Genomic DNA, 19,063 nt, shown 5'->3' with positions numbered 1-19,063 from the left:
GCAGCGCGACTGTCCATCGTGAGGACATTCTAAGCCAGCTTTGGCACGGCGGAACGCCACCCGTCAGGCAATGGGAAAGACTATTGTCTCACTTAACAGAACAATACTCCCTCAGTCCTGCACCCCCGCACAGCCTTCCGCACCATCCGCACGCGCCCGCAGGAACACCGGCAGCATCTGCCAGGCCTGCAGCGCATAGGCTGCACACCACATCAGCCCGGCTGCCTGCAGCAGCACCGGCGGATCGAACCAGTAGGCCAGCGCCCGCAGCACCGCCCCTGTGGTCAGCAGCACTGCCCCCACGATCACCCAGGGGCGGCCGTTCTTCTCGAGGCCGCTGTGCGTATACCCGGCAATGCAGATGACGGCGTAAACAGCCAGCCCCAGCGCGCCCACCGTCAGCAGGTGAATTCCCGGACTGGCACTGCCATCGCCCTGCAGGAGCATCAGACCGGTCAGCCCGTAACCGGCCGCCATGAACAGATACACGCCGTAGAGCATCAGCGGCCAGCGGTGAAACAGCGGCCGCCCCACATGCCAGTCGTTGAGCAGGTTCAGCATGGCAGCCGACGAGGCCAGCGCCAGCCATCCCGTCACCCGGTCGTCCGGCGCAAACCATTGCATCACCGTGAACAGCGTGATGCAGATCACCGCCAGATGCCGCCGCGGCGGGCGGGCCAGATAGGCCTCGCGCTCGTCATCATCGTGGCCAGCCACCACCCGGGGAGCTGATGCAGGCAATACGGCCCCAGTTGCCGTTGCGAGGCCCCCGGACGCTGCATCTGCCCCCATCCGGGCATTCGGCGTACCACCTGCAACAACCTGTACAGCCGGCGCAGCCGTCTGCGTCACCTGCCGGGCTGCCCGCCGTTCCTCGGCATTCAGGTCATCGATGCTCGCGTTGACGATGGACATCGAGATGCGGCTCATCGCCACCACGATCAGGCACATCAGCACGCCCAGCGTGGCATGGAGCCAGCGCATCGGATACTCGTCCCGCAGCGCATCCACGTAGAAGCCCGTCACCGTGCACACGAGTGCCAGCAGTGCCCACCAGAAGCCCTGCTGCCGGTGGCCCGGGTCGCGCCACAGCCGCGGGCCGATCAGTGCCGTCAGCATCACCGCAAAGCCCACATGGGCGGCCCCCGCCAGGGCCAGCATCACCGGCGGCCAGAAGCCGCTGAGCCAGAACGCCATCCGGCCCGCCAGCCACCAGGCCAGCAGCTGCCGCACATGGCGCGCCCGGAATGACCGCGTGCCGGTGAACTCGGGCACCGCCGTCAGCGCAAAGCCCGCCACCGCCGCCAGCGACAGCCCGAACAGCAGCTCGTGCACATGCCAGACCTGCGCGCCGCCAGGCACGGCCGGCAGCGGCCAGCCCAGCCCCAGAAACAGCAGCCACAGCGCCACCAGCCCCAGCCCGGCCAGCAGCGTGGCCACGAAGAATGGCCGAAAGCCGCACAGCCACAGCGGATGGGCCAGCCGCCAGACCGGGACGGCCTTCGTTTCATCCGGAGCATCACCCGCAGACACAGCGCCGGCAGGCACAGTACCCGAAGGATCCCGGCTGCGGAGCGGACGCGAAGCTGACGCAGACATACTGCCTTCGGGCACAGTACCCGAAGGCGTGTCACCGGAAGAGGCCAAGTGCATCTCGCCTCCGTTCAGCGGCCGGCTGGAAGAAACCTGATCCATCGCACCCCCATTCAGCAACCGGTCCGCCTGACCGTCGAATCCACATCCAGCGCCACGCCGGCATCCACCACCTGCAGATCACCGGGCACCTGCAGTGCACCACGGCCCGGCATATCCGAACAAGCCTGCGGCGCGCGATCCCCCGGCGACGCCAAGGACTGCGCCGCTCCAGCAACGCCCAAGGCGCCATCGGGCGACGCAGCGGCGGCCGTCTCCGGCCCGGCCTCCACCGCCACACCCCGCAGCGGCGGCAGCTCGAACGCCGCCCGTACCACCGGCTGTGCCAGCAGCGCCGCCGTGTGCTGGTGGACCCAGGCTTCCGAACGGGCAATGGCCGGCACCGGCAGCGTCATTTCCCAGACGAAGCGGCCCGGGCTGGCCGCCATCACCCGCACCTGGTCGGCCAGCGTGATGGCCTCGGTCACGTCGTGGGTGATCATCAGCACCGCCAGGCCCCGGGTGCGCTGCTGTTCGAGCAGCAGCTGGTGCATCTGCGCCTTCAGGCCGATGTCCAGCGCCGCAAAGGGCTCATCCAGCAGCAGCAGGTCCGGCTCCAGCACCAGCGCACGCGCCAGCGCCGCCCGGCTCTGCATGCCCCCCGAGAGCTGGTTGGGAAACTGCGCCAGCGCCACGTCATCCAGCCCCAGCGCATGACCCATGGCCATGGCCCGGGCCGTGCGCATGCGCCGGTTCACCCCGCGCGCCTTCAGGCTCAGTGCAATGTTGTCGAGCGTGGTCTTCCAGGGCAGCAGGTGCGGACTCTGAAAGAGCACGGCCGTACGGCCGAAACCGTTGCGTACCTCGCCATCCTGCACATCCAGCAGCCCGGCACACAGATGCAGCAGCGTGCTCTTGCCGCACCCCGATGGTCCCACCAGTGCCAGCGTCTGCCCGGCCGGCAGACGCAGCGACACACCCTGCAGCACCGTGCGCGTGGCAAAGGCATGTTCCAGCCCTGTTACCTCCAGCGCCGGCAGCTCGCCCGAACCGGCGCTGCCAGACCGGGGCACACGGTGCAGGGAGGCTGTGCCCCCCGCCGTTCCAGTGCCATCGCCGGCGCCACCGGCTCCGTGCCTGTCCGTCGTGGCATGCCTGTCCTTCGTGGCGTGTGTTTCCGTCATCTGCACCGGCTGCAAAGCTGCCGGCCCGTCCATGGCGCTCATCGTGTCTGCCTTCATCCCATCCGGCCTCCCGCATCGCGCCAGGCCTCGATCTCGCGCTTGATGGGCTCGAGGATCAGGTATTCGATGCCCAGCAGCACCAGCACCACCGTGCTGATCCAGGCCAGCGTACCGGACATGTCCAGCTGTGCGCGTGTCGAGGCCAGCGCCGCCCCCACGCCATCGCTGACCGACAGCAGCTCGGCCATCACCACCACCTTCCAGGCACTGCCCAGCGCCACGATCCATACCGGAAACAGGTACGACAGCACGTGTGGCAGATAGATATCGACCACCCGCATATGCCAGGGCACCCGGTACGCGTCGGCCAGGTCGCGCCAGCGCCGCTCCAGCGTGCGCGCCCCCTGCAGCCCGCCGGCAAACACCACCGGAAAGCCCGCGATGAACACGGTGAACACCGGCGTGCCGTCACCCGTGCCGAACCACAGCATGGCCAGCACCAGCCACGCAATGGGCGGTGTGCCCAGCAGCACCGTCACCCAGGGGCGGGCCATCATCGAGGCGGTCATCGACATGCCGGCCACCACACCCAGCACGCTGCCCAGCCCCAGCGCCAGCGCCAGCCCGGCAAAGGCGCGTCGTGCCGTCACCGCCAGCTGAGGCCAGAGGGACTCGCTGCTGCTGCCCTGCATCAGCTGCAGCAGCGTCTGCGCCGTTTCGAGCGGCGTGGGCAGCACCAGAGGGCCGTAATGGGCGGCCAGCGCCTCCCACAGTGCCATGCCCAGCAGCAGGCTGGCAATGGCGCCCCAGCCACTCCACAGATAACCGGGCAGGGCGGCCAGCCAGGTTTGCAACAGCTTCATTCAGAGCATCCTTGCATCGATTACGCACCATTGTCGCATCCTCCCCATCGTGACCGGCACGAGCAATATCAAGACCCGGCAACCCACTGGAATGGCGAGCGAAGCGGCAATATCAGGGCCAGGGCGTGGCATCGGGCCGGACACGGGCAACATCGTCAGTGGGCAGGTGCACGCCCCCCACGAAACGTCTCATTCCGGCAACGGCGCACCGCATCCGGAACAAGCCATCCACCACCCCTTTTTGCCTGTCGATCGGCCTGACATCACGATCTCCGGACAACAGCGGGCCGTATCCAGATTTTCCCGGAGGCCTCCCAAACGGGTATCATCCGCTGACGATTGACATCTATCATTCGCATTTGCGAACGATCGGGCCTCTACTTTGTCCTGAAACGGCTGCTGCGGGCGCTGCGCCGGCGGCGGTTCTGAAACGAATATCCCTGTCCAACTGAAGTTCCGCAATCCATCGAAGAGAGTACGATGAGCAAACACAAGCAACTGCAGTGGCTGGCTGCCACCATCCTGCCACTGGCCGTACCCGGCGTCTTTGCACAGCAGGCCACCGTGCTGCCCGAGGTCGAAGTGCTCGGTACCGCCGAACAGGCCTGGAAACAGGCGCCCGGCGTGTCCACCGTCACGCAGGAAGACCTCTCGCAGCTGCCCACCAACGACCTGAGCGACGTGCTGCGCAAGCAGCCCGGTGTGAACCTCACCGGCAACTCCACCAGTGGCCAGCGCGGCAACAACCGCCAGATCGACCTGCGCGGCATGGGCCCGGAAAACACGCTCATCCTCATCGACGGCAAACCCGTCAACAGCCGCAAGTCGGTGCGCTTCGGCTGGCGGGGCGAGCGTGACACCCGCGGCGACATGAACTGGGTGCCCACCGAGGCCATCGACCACATCGAGGTGCTGCGTGGCCCGGCTGCCGCCCGCTACGGCAACGGTGCCGCCGGTGGCGTGGTCAACATCGTCACCAAGGGCACGCCCGACAAATTTGGTGCCTCGGCCACGCTGTACTACGGCAAGCGCCAGCACAAGGAAGAGGGCGGCGAGCGCCGTGCCAGCTTCAGCCTGGCCGGCCCGATCTCCGACATGCTGGGCTTCCGTCTGACCGGCAACATCGCCAAGACCGACTCCGACGCCTGGGACATCAACCGCGGCCATGCATCCACCCGGACCGGCACCTTCGCCGGCACCTTCCCGGCCGGCCGCGAGGGCGTGCGCAACCGTGACCTCGATGCACGGCTGAGCCTCAGGCCCAACACCATGCACCGCATCGACCTGGACGCCAGCTTCAGCCGCCAGGGCAACATCTACACCGGTGACACCCAGAACACCAACAACTTCACCACGCTGCCCAATGGCCAGCTGGCCCCCACCTCGCAGCGCGTGCGCGACGCCATCGGCAGCGAGACCAACCGGATGTACCGCACCAACTACGCCCTGACCCATACGGGCCGGTACGAGGGCGGCGCATCGTCCACCGCCTACCTGCAGTACGAAGCCACCCGCAACACCCGGATGGACGAGGGGCTGGCCGGCGGCACCGAGGGCCTGTTCTCCGACGGCACCTTCACCACGGCCAAACTGGACACCACCACGCTGCACGGCGAATACAACCAGCCCGGCAAGTGGGGTGAGCTGGATCACGTCATGACGCTCGGTGCCGAGGTGGTCAACCAGAAATTCACCGACCGGAACTCGGTCTCGCAGACCACCACCGAAGGCGGCACCATCGCCGGCCTGTCCGGCACCGGCCGCAGCCCGAAAATCGACGCAAAGATCTACTCGGTCTTCGTCGAGGACAACATCGAGCTGACCCGCGACACCATCCTGACCCCGGGCGTGCGCTTCGATCACCACAGCAAGGCCGGCAACAACTGGAGCCCCTCGCTGAACCTGTCGCACAGCCTGACGCGTGAAATCACCCTGAAGGCCGGCATCGCCCGCGCCTACAAGGCGCCCAACCTGTACCAGCTCAACCCCAACTACCTGCTGTACAGCCGCGGCATCGGCTGCTGGGGTGGTGGCGGTGCCTGCTACCTGATGGGCAACAGCAACCTGAAGGCCGAAACCAGCATCAACACCGAGCTGGGTGCCGAGTATGCGGATGAAGTCCTGGTGGCCGGCCTGACCTGGTTCCACAACGACTACCGCAACAAGATCGACGCCGGCCACACCGCCATCGGCAAGGCCACGGGCGGGCAGGGCCGCTTTGCCAACGCCAACGTGTTCCAGTGGGACAACGTGCCCAAGGCGCTGGTCCATGGTCTGGAAGGCACGTTCAACTACAGGTTCACGCCGCAGCTCTCGTGGTCGAACAACCTGACCTACATGATCAAGAGCGAGAACAAGTCCACCGGCGAGCAGCTCTCGATCATCCCGAAATACACGGTGAACTCGCGTCTGGACTGGAAGCTCACGGAAGAGGCCAGCGTCTTCGGCAGCGCCACGTTCTATGGCAAGCAGAAGGCCAACAAGCTGGACTACCAGGGGCTGCCGGTGCAGGGTGAGGAGAGCACCAACCTCTCGCCCTATGCGCTGGTCGGTCTGGGTGGCAGCTATGCCATCAACCGCAACTTCAAGGTGGGTCTGGGCATCGAGAACCTGTTCGACAAGCGCCTGTACCGCCGCGGCAATGCCATCGGCGTGAACAACCCGCGCACCATCTACGGTGCCGGTGCGGCCACCTACAACGAACCGGGCCGGATGTTCTACATCACGCTGAACGCCACGCTGTAAGGCATCGTCTCCGTTCTCCGGGTGTCTGCAGGACGCCCGGGGGCGGCTCGATGATCACCCCCATGGGCTTTTTGTTTGGCTCGTGGGGGTTTCTTTATGTGTTCACCACGCTACACAACGCCGATGAAGCAGATTCAGCCTGCGCTGCATTGTGCGAATCCGGTGTGACAGGTGCAATCTGTGCAGCACGACTTCGATGAGGCACGCGCCACGGAGCGGGATACGATTGCTGCTCAACGCTCACTGAAGCTTTGTTGCCCACGACCTGCGTCGTGGTCAACAAACCTTCAGCGCTAAAACACTTTCCGACAACCGGGCTTCGCCCGCCCGTCAGAAAGTCGTTCACGCCTACCGCGAAGTCGCAGCACTCGTATCCCGCTCCGCGGCGCTTGTCGCAAATACGTCGGAGGACAATCCCGGGGAGAACTCAATGCCATAACGGGATTCATTCAGTGCGATCCCGTGCACAGCTGAAGTGCCCTCTGGGTCAGGGATTCTGGAATCCCCATCGCCATGTCATTTCAGCCATTTCGCTACCTGCAATCAAAACCATAACGACAAAAGTCAGAGCGCAGGTACAGCACAGCAGACCTCACGACCAGCCCCCCCGTCGAAGCCGCAACGGTGGAGCATGAGAAGCGGTCCGCGGAGCGGGGGGCTCATGCGGCGATTTCACGGTAGCCGTGAACACTTCCTGACGGGCGGGCGTCAGCCCGGTTGTCGGGAAGTGTTATAGGCCTGCGGGTTTGTTGACCACGACGAAGGTCGTGGGCATCAAAACCGCAGTGAGTGTATGAGCCGCAGGAGTCCACCGGTCCGCGGGCCGCCCCGCCCGAAGCCGTCTTTCGCGCGGCACAGAACCACAGAACAACACTGCGATAAATGGCTCCCGCGCACTGGAGGAGCTGCCCCTCTGCAACCCCGATGGCGCATACAAGGAACCGCCCTCCAGAAGAACAGCACCTCCCCGTGCACAGGAAGAGATCACCCGAAATAGAACCCATCATCGGGCAGCTTGCCCCCCACCAGCCCCGGCTGCATCTCCAGAAGCTGCCGATAGAAGAACTCCAGCTCCGGCCGCGCCTCCTTGCCCACCACGATCTTCGCATCATCGGCCTTCACCGCATCCGCCACCCCCTCCGGCGTCAGCGCATCGATCCGTTTTGCCACCATCTCGCCGCAGGCATCCGGATTGGCCTCACACCAGGCCTGCGCCTCCACACAGGCCGCCTCCATCGCCGCCGCAAGCGATTTGTTGCCCAGCTGCGCCCCCAGCGCCACAATGCCCGCCTGCGGGAAATGCGGATCGCGATTGAACACCCGGCCCCACTCGGCCTGAATGCTCACACTGCGGTACAGCGTCGGCGCAATCGCACTCACCGGGAACGACTGCGTCTTGCGCAGCCCCACCGCAATGGCCGGATCGGCCAGCAGCGCATTGTCGGCGCGGCGCGTGATCAGCAGCTGCATCGCATCCAGCGGTGAGGCCACATAGCGCAACGTCAGATCCTTGTCCGGATTGATGCCCTGTTTGGTGCACAGCAGGCGGAACACCGCATCCGGCATGTCACCTCGGAAGGGCATCACCACCTCCTCACCCTTGAAGTCGGCCAGCGTCTTCAGCCCGTCCCGGCAGGCCAGCATCCACAGAATGCCCCAGATACCGATGTTGAGCAGCTGCACCTTCGCCCCGCGGTTGTAGAGATTGGCCGCCAGATTGCTGGGCATGGCCATGAAGTCGGCCTCGCCCTTCAGTGCCATGGCCCGCAGCTGGTCGGGCGTGCGCCAGGTGATGAACTCCACTTTCTCCGCCGCGTCCTTGAGCAGGCCAGCCTCGACGATGCGAATCAGCGGGTTCGACACCGTGGCATAGGGACCAGCCAGCAGCAGACGGGGAACCTTCTTCGTCCCCACCACGGCCGGACTGCCCGGAGCGGCCGCACGATCCGCGGCGCCCCCCGCCGGGTTACCGGCCCCGTTGCCCGCGGCACCTGCGGCGGCAGCAGACGACCCGGTGTCGGCCGCCCCTGCAGTACCACCAGAACCTGCCGCCCCTTCGGCCGCATCGGCGGCGGCACGCACCCAGCCGGGCAGGGCGCCGCTGGCCAGCAGGGTCGCGCCCGCCACCAGCGCACGGCGACGCTGTTTCTGTATGCCCGGCCCGGCACTGGTTACATCATCCACAAATTCGTTTTCGTGTTCAGCCATTACATATCTCCTTGTAATCTCGACAATCTCTTCTATCCAAAATGTATCTGCCTGTCCCGGTTTGCCACACCCGGGAAGATCGTTCGCCCTCGTCCGTTTCCGGGCTGTTCGGGCACGCCTGCAGGGCAGGGCCCAGAATGCCGAATGCGGGCTGACGGCCGGGAACGCCCTCGCTGCAGCCTGCGCCGTGCCCCGTACCGCGCCCCATCAGGCTCTGCACCGGTCAAATCAGGGTCTGCACCCGGCAGAACAGGGGACCGACACGGGGCAGACCGGGCTCACAGCACGGGGCAGACAGGCACGAACCGGGCAGCATCGCGGCATGATGGTTCTCATTATCCCCCGGAAAGGCCCCGGACAAGGCCGGAAACAGTGACGTGCATACCGCTGCATCATTGCAGCATTTTGTTAAACGGCAGCAATATATTCTTGCCCCTGTTGACATACGCTCTGGGGCGGGCGACATCTACAGGGACATGCGGGTGCGTCTGGCTGCGCCATGGGCGGCCAGGCCCCGGAAAAACCACTGCCTGGACCGGCATGGCAGCGCACGTGCGGTGCATGCGGTACCGGATCGTCACGGGCAGGGTATTCAGTGTCCCCAGAACAACACGAAGACCGGTGCAGGTGCACGCCGAGTCCTCTCTGATGCCGCCTCCCTGCAGGCATATCCGATCCGCCTGCCAGGGTGTCTGTCGATGAGGAGTGACATGAATCAGGGAGAAATGGATTATCAGCCAGCCGTTGCCGCCCAGTCGCGTACCGGTCTGGGCATACTGCTGCTGCTGTCACGCGCCATGCCCTGGCTGGTCTTTTTTGCGGTGGGCACCCTGGGCGCCTCCCTGCCCGAAAAATTCGGTCCCACCCCGCCACGGCTCGGCTGGCTTGCCACCAGCTTCTTTCTGCCCGCCGCCCTGCTGTCGGGCTGGACGAGCGGCTGCGTGCAGCGCAAGGGGCCGCGCCAGGTTCTGGTGCTCACCTTTCTGATCACGGCAGCCAGCCTGATGCTGACGGCCGCCATTCCCACGCTGGGCGCCGCCTGTGTGGGCATGGCCCTGGGCGGCGTGGCCCTGGCCTTCGCCCAGCCAGCCAGCCGTCTGGCCGCCGTGGCGCACAGCGATGCCGACTCCCGTCCCTGGATGATGCTGATGGTCCAGGCGGGCATGCCACTGGCGGCCATTCTGGCCGGTGCCGTGCTGCCGCCCCAGGCCGGGCATCGCAGCTGGGCTGCCTCGCTGTCCACGTGGGTGCCGATGCTGCTGGCCCTCGCCCTGCTGGTCCGGGTATGGATTCCGGCCGACGACCCCCGCGACCGCATCGATGACGGCCGGCTGGACATGCACAGCCACCATCGCCCGCCCTGGGTTCTGGCCATCATCGACGCCATGGCCGGACTGGCCTTTTCCTGCTGTGTGGTGTGGCTGGGGCTGTACGCCCACCAGCTCGGCATGCCGCGCAACGGCATGACGCCGATGATGATCAGCATGGGCGGTGCAGGCATGGGCGCCCTGTGTCTGGTCACCTGGCTCAATCAGGTGCGCAGTGCCGATACCGCACTGACCACCCGGCCAGCCCTGGCCCCGGCACTGATGCTGGCCTGCGCGGCCGTAGCCATCGGACTGCTGCCCTTTGCCAGCGCCGAACACCGTCTGACCCTGTGGATCGGTGCCGCCGGCATTGGGGCCGGGCTCTTCGGCCTGCACGAAACACTGATCCAGATGCTGGCCCCGGAATATCCGCCGGACCCCGACGCCGCCATCCTGCCGGCGGCCCTGCGCCATGCCGCCCGCAGCCAGCATGGTCACACGGGCGGCCGTCACAGCCACACCCGCCCGCCGTTCCGGCCCGCCGCAGGCCCCCTGATGGGCGACACGGTTCTGGACACGACTTCCTATTCGGGTTCCGCCGGCACGGACACCCCCGCCTCGTCCGGGAACACCGCCGAACCAGCAACCGCCGGCACAGCGCCAGCCAGTGATGCAGCATCAGGGGCCGGCGGCGCGGATCCGGAAGCCACCGGGGCAACCCCGGAAAGCCATGTTGCAGGGCTGGACACCCATGCCGCAGACCCCGGCTCCGGTGCTGCAGAATCCGCAACCCATACGGCAGCCAATACTGCTGCAGGCTGGGACACCAGGGGTGCAGAACCCGCAAGCGATGCCGCGGGCCCGGATACCAGCGCTGCAAAACACGGCAGCAGCGAGGCAGATCCGGCAACCACCGGGACAAATCCGGAGATCAGCAGCGCAGGCCCGGAGATCAGCAGCGCAGGCCCGGAAATCGGCCGTGCAGACCATGCAAGCGGCGGGGAGAATCTACAGGCACCGGAAGCAGCATCTGGCGAGCCGGCCTCGTCCATCCTGTCAACCACCGGTGCCACGGAGCCGGCTTCGCTCGCCACAGCGGCGCAGGGGGTGACAGACGAAGCCCCGACAACCGAGGCAACCGCGGCAGAAGCAACCCGGACCGGAGCCGTCCAGGCAGCCCACGCCTTGGCTGACAGCTTGCAGCCTGCAAGCCCCCAGGCTGAAACACCGCTGGCGGAAAGCACCCTGACCGGAACGGAAAGTGCCCTGGCCAAAACGGGAAACGCCTGGACCGAAACACCCCGGGCCGAAGCAGCCCCCATCGAAGCCTCCCGCACCGGCGAAGCCCACGGTGTCGGCATCCATACCACCCCGGCCGTCCCCGACCCGGAGCCGGTTGCCGCTGCGCCGAAGGCCGCATCCAGCTGGGGACCGGATACCGTGACGCCGCTTTTCGATGCCCTGGGACATGCCCGGCTGCCCGATACCGGCGTCGACGATATCCAGTTTCCGGAGACCATCAGCGTGCCCCCCGATGATGAGCAGACGGATGAGCCGACGACCATCGAACCCGAATCCGGCACGGTCGAAGAAGCGCCCTTTGGCCAGATGCCGGCGATGGAAGAGCGCGGCGAGGAGCTGGTCAATTTTCAGCCCCGCACGCCGGGCGAGAGCCCGCTCGACGACGGCAGCGATATCGGCCGCGCCACGGTGAAGATCCTAGAAGAAGGCAACCCCGACGGCGAGCTGGTCGTGGCCAACCCCGCCATCGCCCAGCTGATCACCGCCCACTTCCTGGGCGCAGCGGCCGGCCCGCTGGCGCTTGGCGCCACCGCCACCGGCGAGTTCGGGCTGCACCTCGTCTGGTATGTGCTGGCCCTGCTGATGCTGATCACCGCACTGCTGTGCCTGACGCAGCGGCGAATCCCGGCCAGCTGAAGGCCCGGGCCGGCCAGCTGAAAAGCGCCGCGCCGGCCCCCGGTCGCCTGCATCCCGTCGCACCACCGACTTCCCGTCACCACCGGCGTTTTTTCCCTCTGTACAACACCCCCGGGGCCAGCCCGGATGGCCCCCTTTTGGGCGCGCATGACTGTGCTTGGCAGTGCCCTGAAGCCATTGACACAGCCGCCCTGTTGCACGCCCCAAAGACGTTTCACGGATACAGATATGAGTTCATGACACGCTGCAGCTCGCCCCGCCCCGGCACCACCACACAGCACCTTTGCATTTTGCATCGCAACACTGATAACCTTTGCCATCCCGGCAACCCAATCCCGCACCCACCATGGATTCGCTGCACACCGAAGAAGGTCAACACGTCCATTACGACGCACTTCGCCCTCTGGCACTGGACGTGGTGTCGGTGCAGTCCATGGTGGTCTACGGCCGGGTAGGGAACAACGTGGCCTGGCCCGTGCTGCAGCGTGCCGGTCTCGAAGCCGCCATCGTGCCTACGGTGTTGTTCAGCAACACGCCGCACTATGCCAGCATCCACGGCGGCGCCATCCCCGACGACTGGTTTGCCGGCTATCTGGCCGACCTCGAAGCCCGCGGCGCCCTGGACGTGCTGCGTGCGGTGCTGGTCGGCTACCTCGGCGGCCCCAGCCAGGCCCGGATGCTGGCCCACTGGCTGCCCGCCCTGAAGGAGCAGCACCCCGACCTGCAGATCGTCATCGACCCGGTGATGGGCGATCATGACAGCGGCATCTACGTGGCTGACGGCATGGTCGATGCCTACCGCCACCAGCTGCTGCCGGTCGCCACCGGCATGACCCCCAACGGCTTCGAGCTGGCCTGCCTGACCCAGATGCCCGTCAACACCCTCCGCGAGACGGTGGCCGCCGCCCGCACCCTGCTGGGCGAGGGCACCGAATGGGTGGTGGTGACCAGCGCTGCCCAGGCCGACTGCGCCCCCGACGAGCTACAGGTGGTCATCGTCACCCACGAGGGCACCGAGTCCTTCCGCCACCAACGCATCGACAGCACGGTGAAGGGCACCGGCGACCTGTTCTCCGCCACGCTCACCGCACGGCTGCTGGCCGGCATGTCCCTGCACAACGCCGCCCGCGTGGCAGCCGATACGGTGGTTCAGGCGCTGGAGCGGACACGGGACGCGGAGAGCGGGGAGTTGCTGCTGGGGGGGTGAATGCAGGGATATATGAGCGTGGCAACATGGCGCACCGTGTATCCATCTGGCCTCTGATACCGACGAACGGAGTGATGCACTATCTTCACCGTTAAACATGAGTCCGACCTGGGCACTTCAGCACCACCCGGCTGGCAACCTGCTGTACAAAGAACTGTATGCCGAGGAGAGCAAGCAGATGATGGCCATGAAAGAACGATTCGTCCGCGAAGGCAGGCAACAGGGCCAGGAAGAAGGCCGCCTCGATGGTCGCCAGCAGACACTGATGGAACTGTTGGCCGAGCGCTTCGGCCCGCTGGACGCGGCAGTTTCCCAGCGAGTCACAACCGCCAGTCTGGACGAGCTCAGACACTGGACACGGCAGATTCTCACAGCCAGAACACTGGATGACGTGTTCCGGTTGCAATGAACGCCGGTATGCCCCCACCGGGTGCTGTCAACGCAGCACGGTCAGGCCCGCCTCATCATGTACCCAGGGATGAGGTGGCCGTGATTTCACGCATCAACGCCCCCCGGTGATCCAGGTCCTTTTCCCTGGACCAAGTCATGTGCATGAACTCACGCACCAGAGACCAAGCCACCATCTTCACCCAGGTGGGTCAGTTTTACTTCGGCAGGTGAGTCAGTTTCTCATCAGCGGTGACACCGCCATACTGGCCGTGACATCGGAATCCATCAATGGAATACACCTTCACACTGAAATATCAGCTTGCCCCACACGACAGTGACCCCGATGTCCTGGTTGAGCGTCTGGGCGAGGCCGGGTGTGACGATGCCCTGATAGGCATCGGCCGTCCCGGCCACCTGGCACTCACATTCACACGAAGCGCCAGAAACAGGGCCGACGCCATACGCAGTGCGCAAGCCGATATCAACCGGGCCATACCTTCGGCAAAGCTGATCGGTGTACCCCTTTCTGCCTGACAGGAAAACACTGGCAAGGGAAAGCCAGTTCTCAGTGATAATCCCGCCCCCCCCCGTCACCAGCTGCCCCAGCAGCCCGCTCAGGTCGTGCAGCCGGCGGGCAATCAGGTGCTGCACACCATCCACCACCTCCCAGCGCCCGTCGATGGCCAGCAGGCGGCTGCCCACCAGTGCCTTGCGAAAGCGCACGGCCACGTCTTCCCACACCACCACATTGACGGTGCCGCCTTCATCTTCCAGCGTCACGAAGGTCACACCGCTGGCGGTGGCGGGGCGCTGCCGCATGGTCACCAGCCCGGCGGCCCGCACCGAACGGCCGTGCGGGCAGCGCTGCAGCGTGAGGCTGTCGGCACAGCGGCGGGCGCGCAGGGCAGGGCGCAGCAGGGCCATTGGGTGCGTGCCCAGACTGAAGCCCTGCGTCCGGTAGTCGGCCACCAGATCCTGCACCACGGTCGGCACCGGCAGGCTGACGGGCGTCTCGGTCACGGTGTCGCCCCATAGCGGCGCGGGCTCCTCCACACCGGCCACGGCCCAGTGGGCCGCATGACGATGGCCGGCCAGCGCTTCCAGCGCCCCGGCATCGGCCAGCAGGGTGGCTTCACGTTCATCCAGCTGCGCACGGTGGCACAGGTCGGCTACATCGCGAAACCCCGTGCGTAGCGCCCCCGGCGCCACCTTCTGCGGCCACGCCTTCTCCGGCACGGTTCCTTTCTGCGCCATCCTCTCCACAATCATTTCAGTCCGGCCCGTCCCTTCCTGCCCCATCTGCCCCAAACGCGCCGTCACGATCCGCCGCGCCGCCGCCTCACCCAATCCCGCGATCTGCCGGAACCCCAGCCGTACGGCCGGCTGGACACCACCCACTTCACCGCCTTCCAGCGTGTTGTCCCACTGGCTGCGCAGCACATCCACCGGCAGCACCCGCACGCCATGACGCTGCGCGTCCTGCACCAGCGTGCTGGCCGAATAGAAGCCCATCGGCTGGGCATTGAGCAGGGCGCACAGAAAGGCGGCCGGTTCATGGCACTTCAGCCAGCTGCTCACGTAGGTGATCAGCGCAAAGGCACAGGCATGGCTTTCGGGAAAGCCGTAGCTGGCAAAGCCCTTGAGCTGTTCGAAGATGCGTCCGGCAAATTCGGCAGAATAGCCCCGTTCCACCATGCCGCCCACCAGGCGCTGACGGTGGATTTCCAGATCGCCATGGCGGCGCCAGGCCGCCATCGAGCGACGCAGCTGGTCGGCCTCGCCGGGCGTGTAACCCGCCGCCACGATGGCCAGACGCATGACCTGTTCCTGAAAGAGGGGCACGCCCAGCGTGCGCTCGAACACTTCGCGCAGTGCCTCCGAAGGATAGTCCACCGGTTCCAGCCCCTGCCGCCTGCGCAGGTACGGATGCACCATGTCGCCCTGAATCGGCCCCGGGCGCACGATGGCCACCTGAACGACCAGGTCGTAGAAGCACCGGGGTTTGAGGCGCGGCAGCATCGACATCTGGGCGCGCGATTCCACCTGAAAGACGCCCACGGTATCGGCCCGGCTGATCATGTCGTAGGTGGCCTCATCATCGGGCGGAATGGTGGCAGGTGTCAGGTAGCGGCCGCGATGACGGGCCAGCAGATCGAGCGCGCGACGCACGCAGCTCAGCATGCCCAGCGCCAGGCAGTCCACCTTCAGCATGCCCAACACATCCAGGTCGTCCTTGTTCCACTGGATGATCGTGCGCTCGGACATGGCGGCATTTTCGGTGGGAACGAGCCGTGCCAGCGGACCATCGGACATCACGAAGCCCCCCACGTGCTGCGACAGGTGGCGGGGATGGTCGCGCAGCGCTTCCACCAGATGGAGCAGGCGCTGCATCAGGGGTGAGGCCGGGTCGAAACCGGCCTCCTGCAGGCGCAGGGTCACATCCACCCCATAGCCGCCGCGGCCGAAGCAGGCGCTGATGGCGCTGATCTGCTCTGCCGGCAAACCCAATGCCCGGGCTGCATCGCGCGCCGCGCTGCGGCCCCGGTAACAGATGACGTTGGCCGTCAGCGCCGCCCGATGCCGGCCATACTTGCGGTAGATGTACTGAAAGACTTCCTCGCGCCGTTCGTGCTCGAAATCCACGTCGATGTCGGGTGGCTCGTTGCGCTCACGGCTGATGAAGCGTTCGACCAGCATCTGCATGCGGCTGGGGTCCACCTCCACGATGCCCAGCACGAAGCACACCGCCGAATTGGCCGCCGACCCGCGTCCCTGACAGAGAATGCCGCGGCCGCGCGCAAAACGCACGATGTCGTGCACCGTCAGAAAATACGGCTCGTAGCCCAGATCGGCAATCAGCGCCAGCTCATGATCGACCTGCTGCCGCACACGGGAAGGTACCCCCTGTGGCCAGCGCCAGCGCATGCCGTCTTCACTCAGCTTGCGCAGCCAGGTGGTGGGCGTGTGACCGGCGGGCACCAGTTCCTGCGGGTAGCCGTAGCGCAGCTGGTCCAGCCGGAAGGTGCAGCGTCGGGCAATGGCCAGTGTCTCGGCCAGCAGGGCGGGCGGATACACACTGGCCAGCACCTCACGGCGGCGTAGGTGGCGCTCGCCATTGCTGAACAGCAGCCCACCTGCCTGCGCAAGCGGCACGCGATGGCGCAGGGCGGTCAGCGTATCCTGCAGCACACGGCGGCGCTTCACGTCCATGTGCACGTCACCGCAGGCCACGGGCGTGAGAGCCGTCATCTCCGCCAGGGCAAGACGCTCTGCCAGTACCCGGGCATCGTCGCGGTCGCGGTGCAGCTCCACCGCCAGCCAGGCATGCAGAAAAGTTTGGCGGATCCAGCCGGCCCGTTCCAGCAGGGGATGCATGCCGGCATCCATGACAGGCATGGTGCTCGTCTTTCCGGCCACCAGGGCTGCAGCCAGGTCACCTGCTGCTGCTGTCGCCAGAGCCTTATCTTCCGCCGCCGGGACTCCGTTGTCTGTTGCCCAACCGTCGTTTGGCGCGGGCGCACCTGCCTGCGCGTTACCCGCATCCACACCAGAAGCGCCTGCATCGGCTGCCTTTCCGTCGGGGTGCTCATCCGGCAGCCAGAGGCAGAGCAGGCCATCGCGCGAAGCCCGTTCCACATCCGTCCGTGACAGCACGTATCGTCCCTTGGATGCTGCGCGGCGGCCGGTGGTGATCAGCGCACAGAGATTTTCGTAGCCTTGCTGGTTCTCCACCAGCAGCACGAAGCGCGTGCCATCGGTCAGCCGGAACTCGCTGCCGATGACCAGTGGCACGCCCGTGTCGCGGCTGGCCTCGAAGGCCCGCACGATGCCGGCCAGTGAGCATTCATCGGTGATGGCCAGCGCCTCATAGCCACAGGCCCTGGCCCGTGCAAACAGCTGGGCAGCGCTGGATGCACCGCGCAGGAAGGTGAAATCGGACAGGCAGTGCAGCTCGGCATAACGTGGCATGTCCGGGTCCTCCGCATCGCCCCGTACCGCACCGGAAAACCCCGTACCGGCAGCGACACCGGATACGACTGCACCGGGCGTGGGGCCCACAGGCATGCCGGAACGCGCCAACCGGTCATCGGGTACATGCCTCATGCAAACCACCCCTGCAGCGTCCACGGCCCCCGCTGGCCCACCGGGCAGAAGGCCCAGGCCAGCTGGCCATTGGCCAGGCGCAGCACGTAGTAGTCGCGCTTCTGGTCGTCTCCATCCCACCAGCCGGATTCCAGCCGTTCGGGACCACGCACGATGGCCGCCACGGGACGCTCCAGCGGCAGGGGGGCGGGCAGCAGCCAGCCGGGCCGGGATGGCAGGTCGGGCCGTGCTGCAGCGGATCTCCGTGTGACAGTGAGTCGGCCATCTGTGCACTCATGTGCCTCCCTGGCATCCGCCCCCATCACCTGCCGCCAGGCGCGTTCGGGACGCGGGTCGGCCACCGGCTGCACACCGTACACGGCCTGCTTACCCAGACGCACCCGCAGCCGTTCGCGCAGCCGCGCCCAGGATTCGGCCGGCTGGGAACCGCGCGGCTCGAACAGATCCTGCGTCCGGGGACGCAGGGGCTGCAGCGCCTGCACCACCAGCCGCACGGCCACCACCGGCTGCGGCAGGGGCAGGGCCTCCAGCCGGCTGCGCAGCAGGCCGAACAGCGCGTCGCCCGACTGTTCGGGCGCCAGCAGGTCCAGACGCAGACAGGTATCGTCCGGGGCGCCTGCACGGTCGGGCTCGTGCTCCAGCCGCACCAGCACCTGCTGGGTGCCCTGGCTGCGCCCCTGCAGGAAAGCCGACAGGTCCATCACCAGCCGCCGCAGCGGAAACAGCAGCACCTGATGGCTGCTCACCCCATATTCGAGCGGAATGCGCATGTCGAAATGATCGGGCGGTGCGTAGCAGGCCAGCAGCGTCTGGCGCTGTCCGCGCAGCTCGTCCAGATACTGCAGCAGTTCGGCACCGAAACGCCGCCGGACCGTATCGGGCGGCAGCTCGAACACCTGCTGCAGGCGTCGCAGACCCAGCCGGTGCAGGCGTTCCCCCGCCTGACCCGGCAGACCGGCCCGGCGCACCGGCACCCGGGCCAGCAGGGCCTGCTGCTGTGCCGGGGTGTGCGCCTGCACGCCATCCTTCAGCCAGGCCAGCAGGTGGGCTGCCCGCGGGCTGGGCGCCAGCCCGATGCGGTGCTGGAACTGCAGCTGCCCAAGCTCGTCCCGCAGCCGGGCCTCGAAGGCCGGCCAGCCGCCCATCAGCTGCAGGCTGTGGCCCACCTCCAGCACGATGCTGTGCGGCCAGGCCACGCTGACCTGATGACTGAAGCGGTAGGCCCAGGCAGCCAGCCACTGCTGCCAGCGTGCCGTGGCCGCTGCATCGAAGGGCAGGGCGGAGAAATCGGCATGGATGGCCCGCGCCAGCGTCAGCTTCTGCCCGGCGCGCAGCCCCAGCCGGGCCGCCGCCGCATTGACGGCCAGCAGGCTGCGACAAGTGGCTGGCCCATCGATCAGTGCCACGGGCCGGGCAGGATCGGGCTGCGTGCGCAGCGCCACGTCCAGCGGCAGCGCCGGCAGGGCAATGCAGGCCCAGAGCATG

The 19,063-nt window shown here is 66.6% G+C and carries 10 protein-coding genes; 4 read left to right on the top strand and 6 right to left on the bottom strand.

Annotated elements, in window-relative coordinates; all coding sequences use genetic code 11:
* Positions 1–111: 111 nt before the first annotated feature.
* The 3 genes from EHV23_RS07755 to EHV23_RS07745 form a co-directional block, all read right to left on the bottom strand.
* The gene (locus EHV23_RS07755) at positions 112–1,548 is read right to left on the bottom strand and encodes an NnrS family protein (protein ID WP_158615882.1); all 1,437 of its coding nucleotides are present in this window, start codon (positions 1,546–1,548) and stop codon (positions 112–114) included.
* A 158-nt stretch (positions 1,549–1,706) separates the two neighbouring features.
* Positions 1,707–2,873, bottom strand: a complete 1,167-nt coding sequence (locus tag EHV23_RS07750) for an ABC transporter ATP-binding protein (protein WP_238990329.1) — start codon at positions 2,871–2,873, stop codon at positions 1,707–1,709.
* Entirely contained in the window at positions 2,870–3,679 is an 810-nt protein-coding gene (locus EHV23_RS07745) for an ABC transporter permease (protein ID WP_125095396.1), read from the bottom strand. The genes EHV23_RS07750 and EHV23_RS07745 overlap by 4 nt, the downstream gene beginning before the upstream one ends.
* Positions 3,680–4,159: 480 nt before the next feature.
* On the opposite strand from EHV23_RS07745, the gene EHV23_RS07740 reads away from it, so the two are divergent.
* Positions 4,160–6,424 carry a TonB-dependent siderophore receptor gene (locus EHV23_RS07740; RefSeq protein WP_125095395.1) on the top strand — a complete coding sequence of 755 codons (2,265 nt, stop codon included), beginning with the start codon at positions 4,160–4,162 and terminating at the stop codon, positions 6,422–6,424.
* A 984-nt stretch (positions 6,425–7,408) separates the two neighbouring features.
* On the opposite strand, the gene EHV23_RS07735 is transcribed toward EHV23_RS07740, so the two are convergent.
* Positions 7,409–8,632, bottom strand: coding sequence for an ABC transporter substrate-binding protein (locus tag EHV23_RS07735; RefSeq protein ID WP_203228907.1), 1,224 nt, complete (start codon positions 8,630–8,632; stop codon positions 7,409–7,411).
* Positions 8,633–9,342: 710 nt separating this feature from the next.
* On the opposite strand from EHV23_RS07735, the gene EHV23_RS07730 reads away from it, so the two are divergent.
* The 3 genes from EHV23_RS07730 to EHV23_RS07720 all read left to right on the top strand — a co-directional run bounded on the left by EHV23_RS07730 (position 9,343) and on the right by EHV23_RS07720 (position 13,493).
* Positions 9,343–11,877, top strand: coding sequence for an MFS transporter (locus EHV23_RS07730; RefSeq protein WP_158615881.1), 2,535 nt, complete (start codon positions 9,343–9,345; stop codon positions 11,875–11,877).
* A gap of 346 nt (positions 11,878–12,223) precedes the next feature.
* Positions 12,224–13,084 (top strand): pyridoxine/pyridoxal/pyridoxamine kinase, encoded by an 861-nt coding sequence (pdxK, locus tag EHV23_RS07725; RefSeq protein ID WP_125095393.1) that lies wholly within the window; start codon positions 12,224–12,226, stop codon positions 13,082–13,084.
* Positions 13,085–13,181: 97 nt separating this feature from the next.
* A complete protein-coding gene (locus EHV23_RS07720) occupies positions 13,182–13,493 on the top strand; it encodes an RpnC/YadD family protein (protein ID WP_125095392.1) in 312 nt (103 codons plus the stop codon).
* Positions 13,494–13,759: 266 nt separating this feature from the next.
* Here EHV23_RS07720 and EHV23_RS07710 read toward each other — a convergent pair whose 3' ends face one another.
* Both EHV23_RS07710 and EHV23_RS07705 read right to left on the bottom strand, forming a co-directional pair.
* Positions 13,760–17,443, bottom strand: a complete 3,684-nt coding sequence (locus EHV23_RS07710) for an error-prone DNA polymerase (protein ID WP_238990328.1) — start codon at positions 17,441–17,443, stop codon at positions 13,760–13,762.
* Between the two features lie 131 nt (positions 17,444–17,574).
* Positions 17,575–19,062, bottom strand: a complete 1,488-nt coding sequence (locus tag EHV23_RS07705; protein WP_125095391.1) for a Y-family DNA polymerase — start codon at positions 19,060–19,062, stop codon at positions 17,575–17,577.
* Between the last annotated feature and the right edge of the window lies 1 nt (position 19,063).

Source organism: Lautropia dentalis, assembly GCF_003892345.1.
Lineage (GTDB): Bacteria > Pseudomonadota > Gammaproteobacteria > Burkholderiales > Burkholderiaceae_E > Lautropia > Lautropia dentalis.
This window is presented reverse-complemented; position numbering and strand designations above follow the sequence as displayed.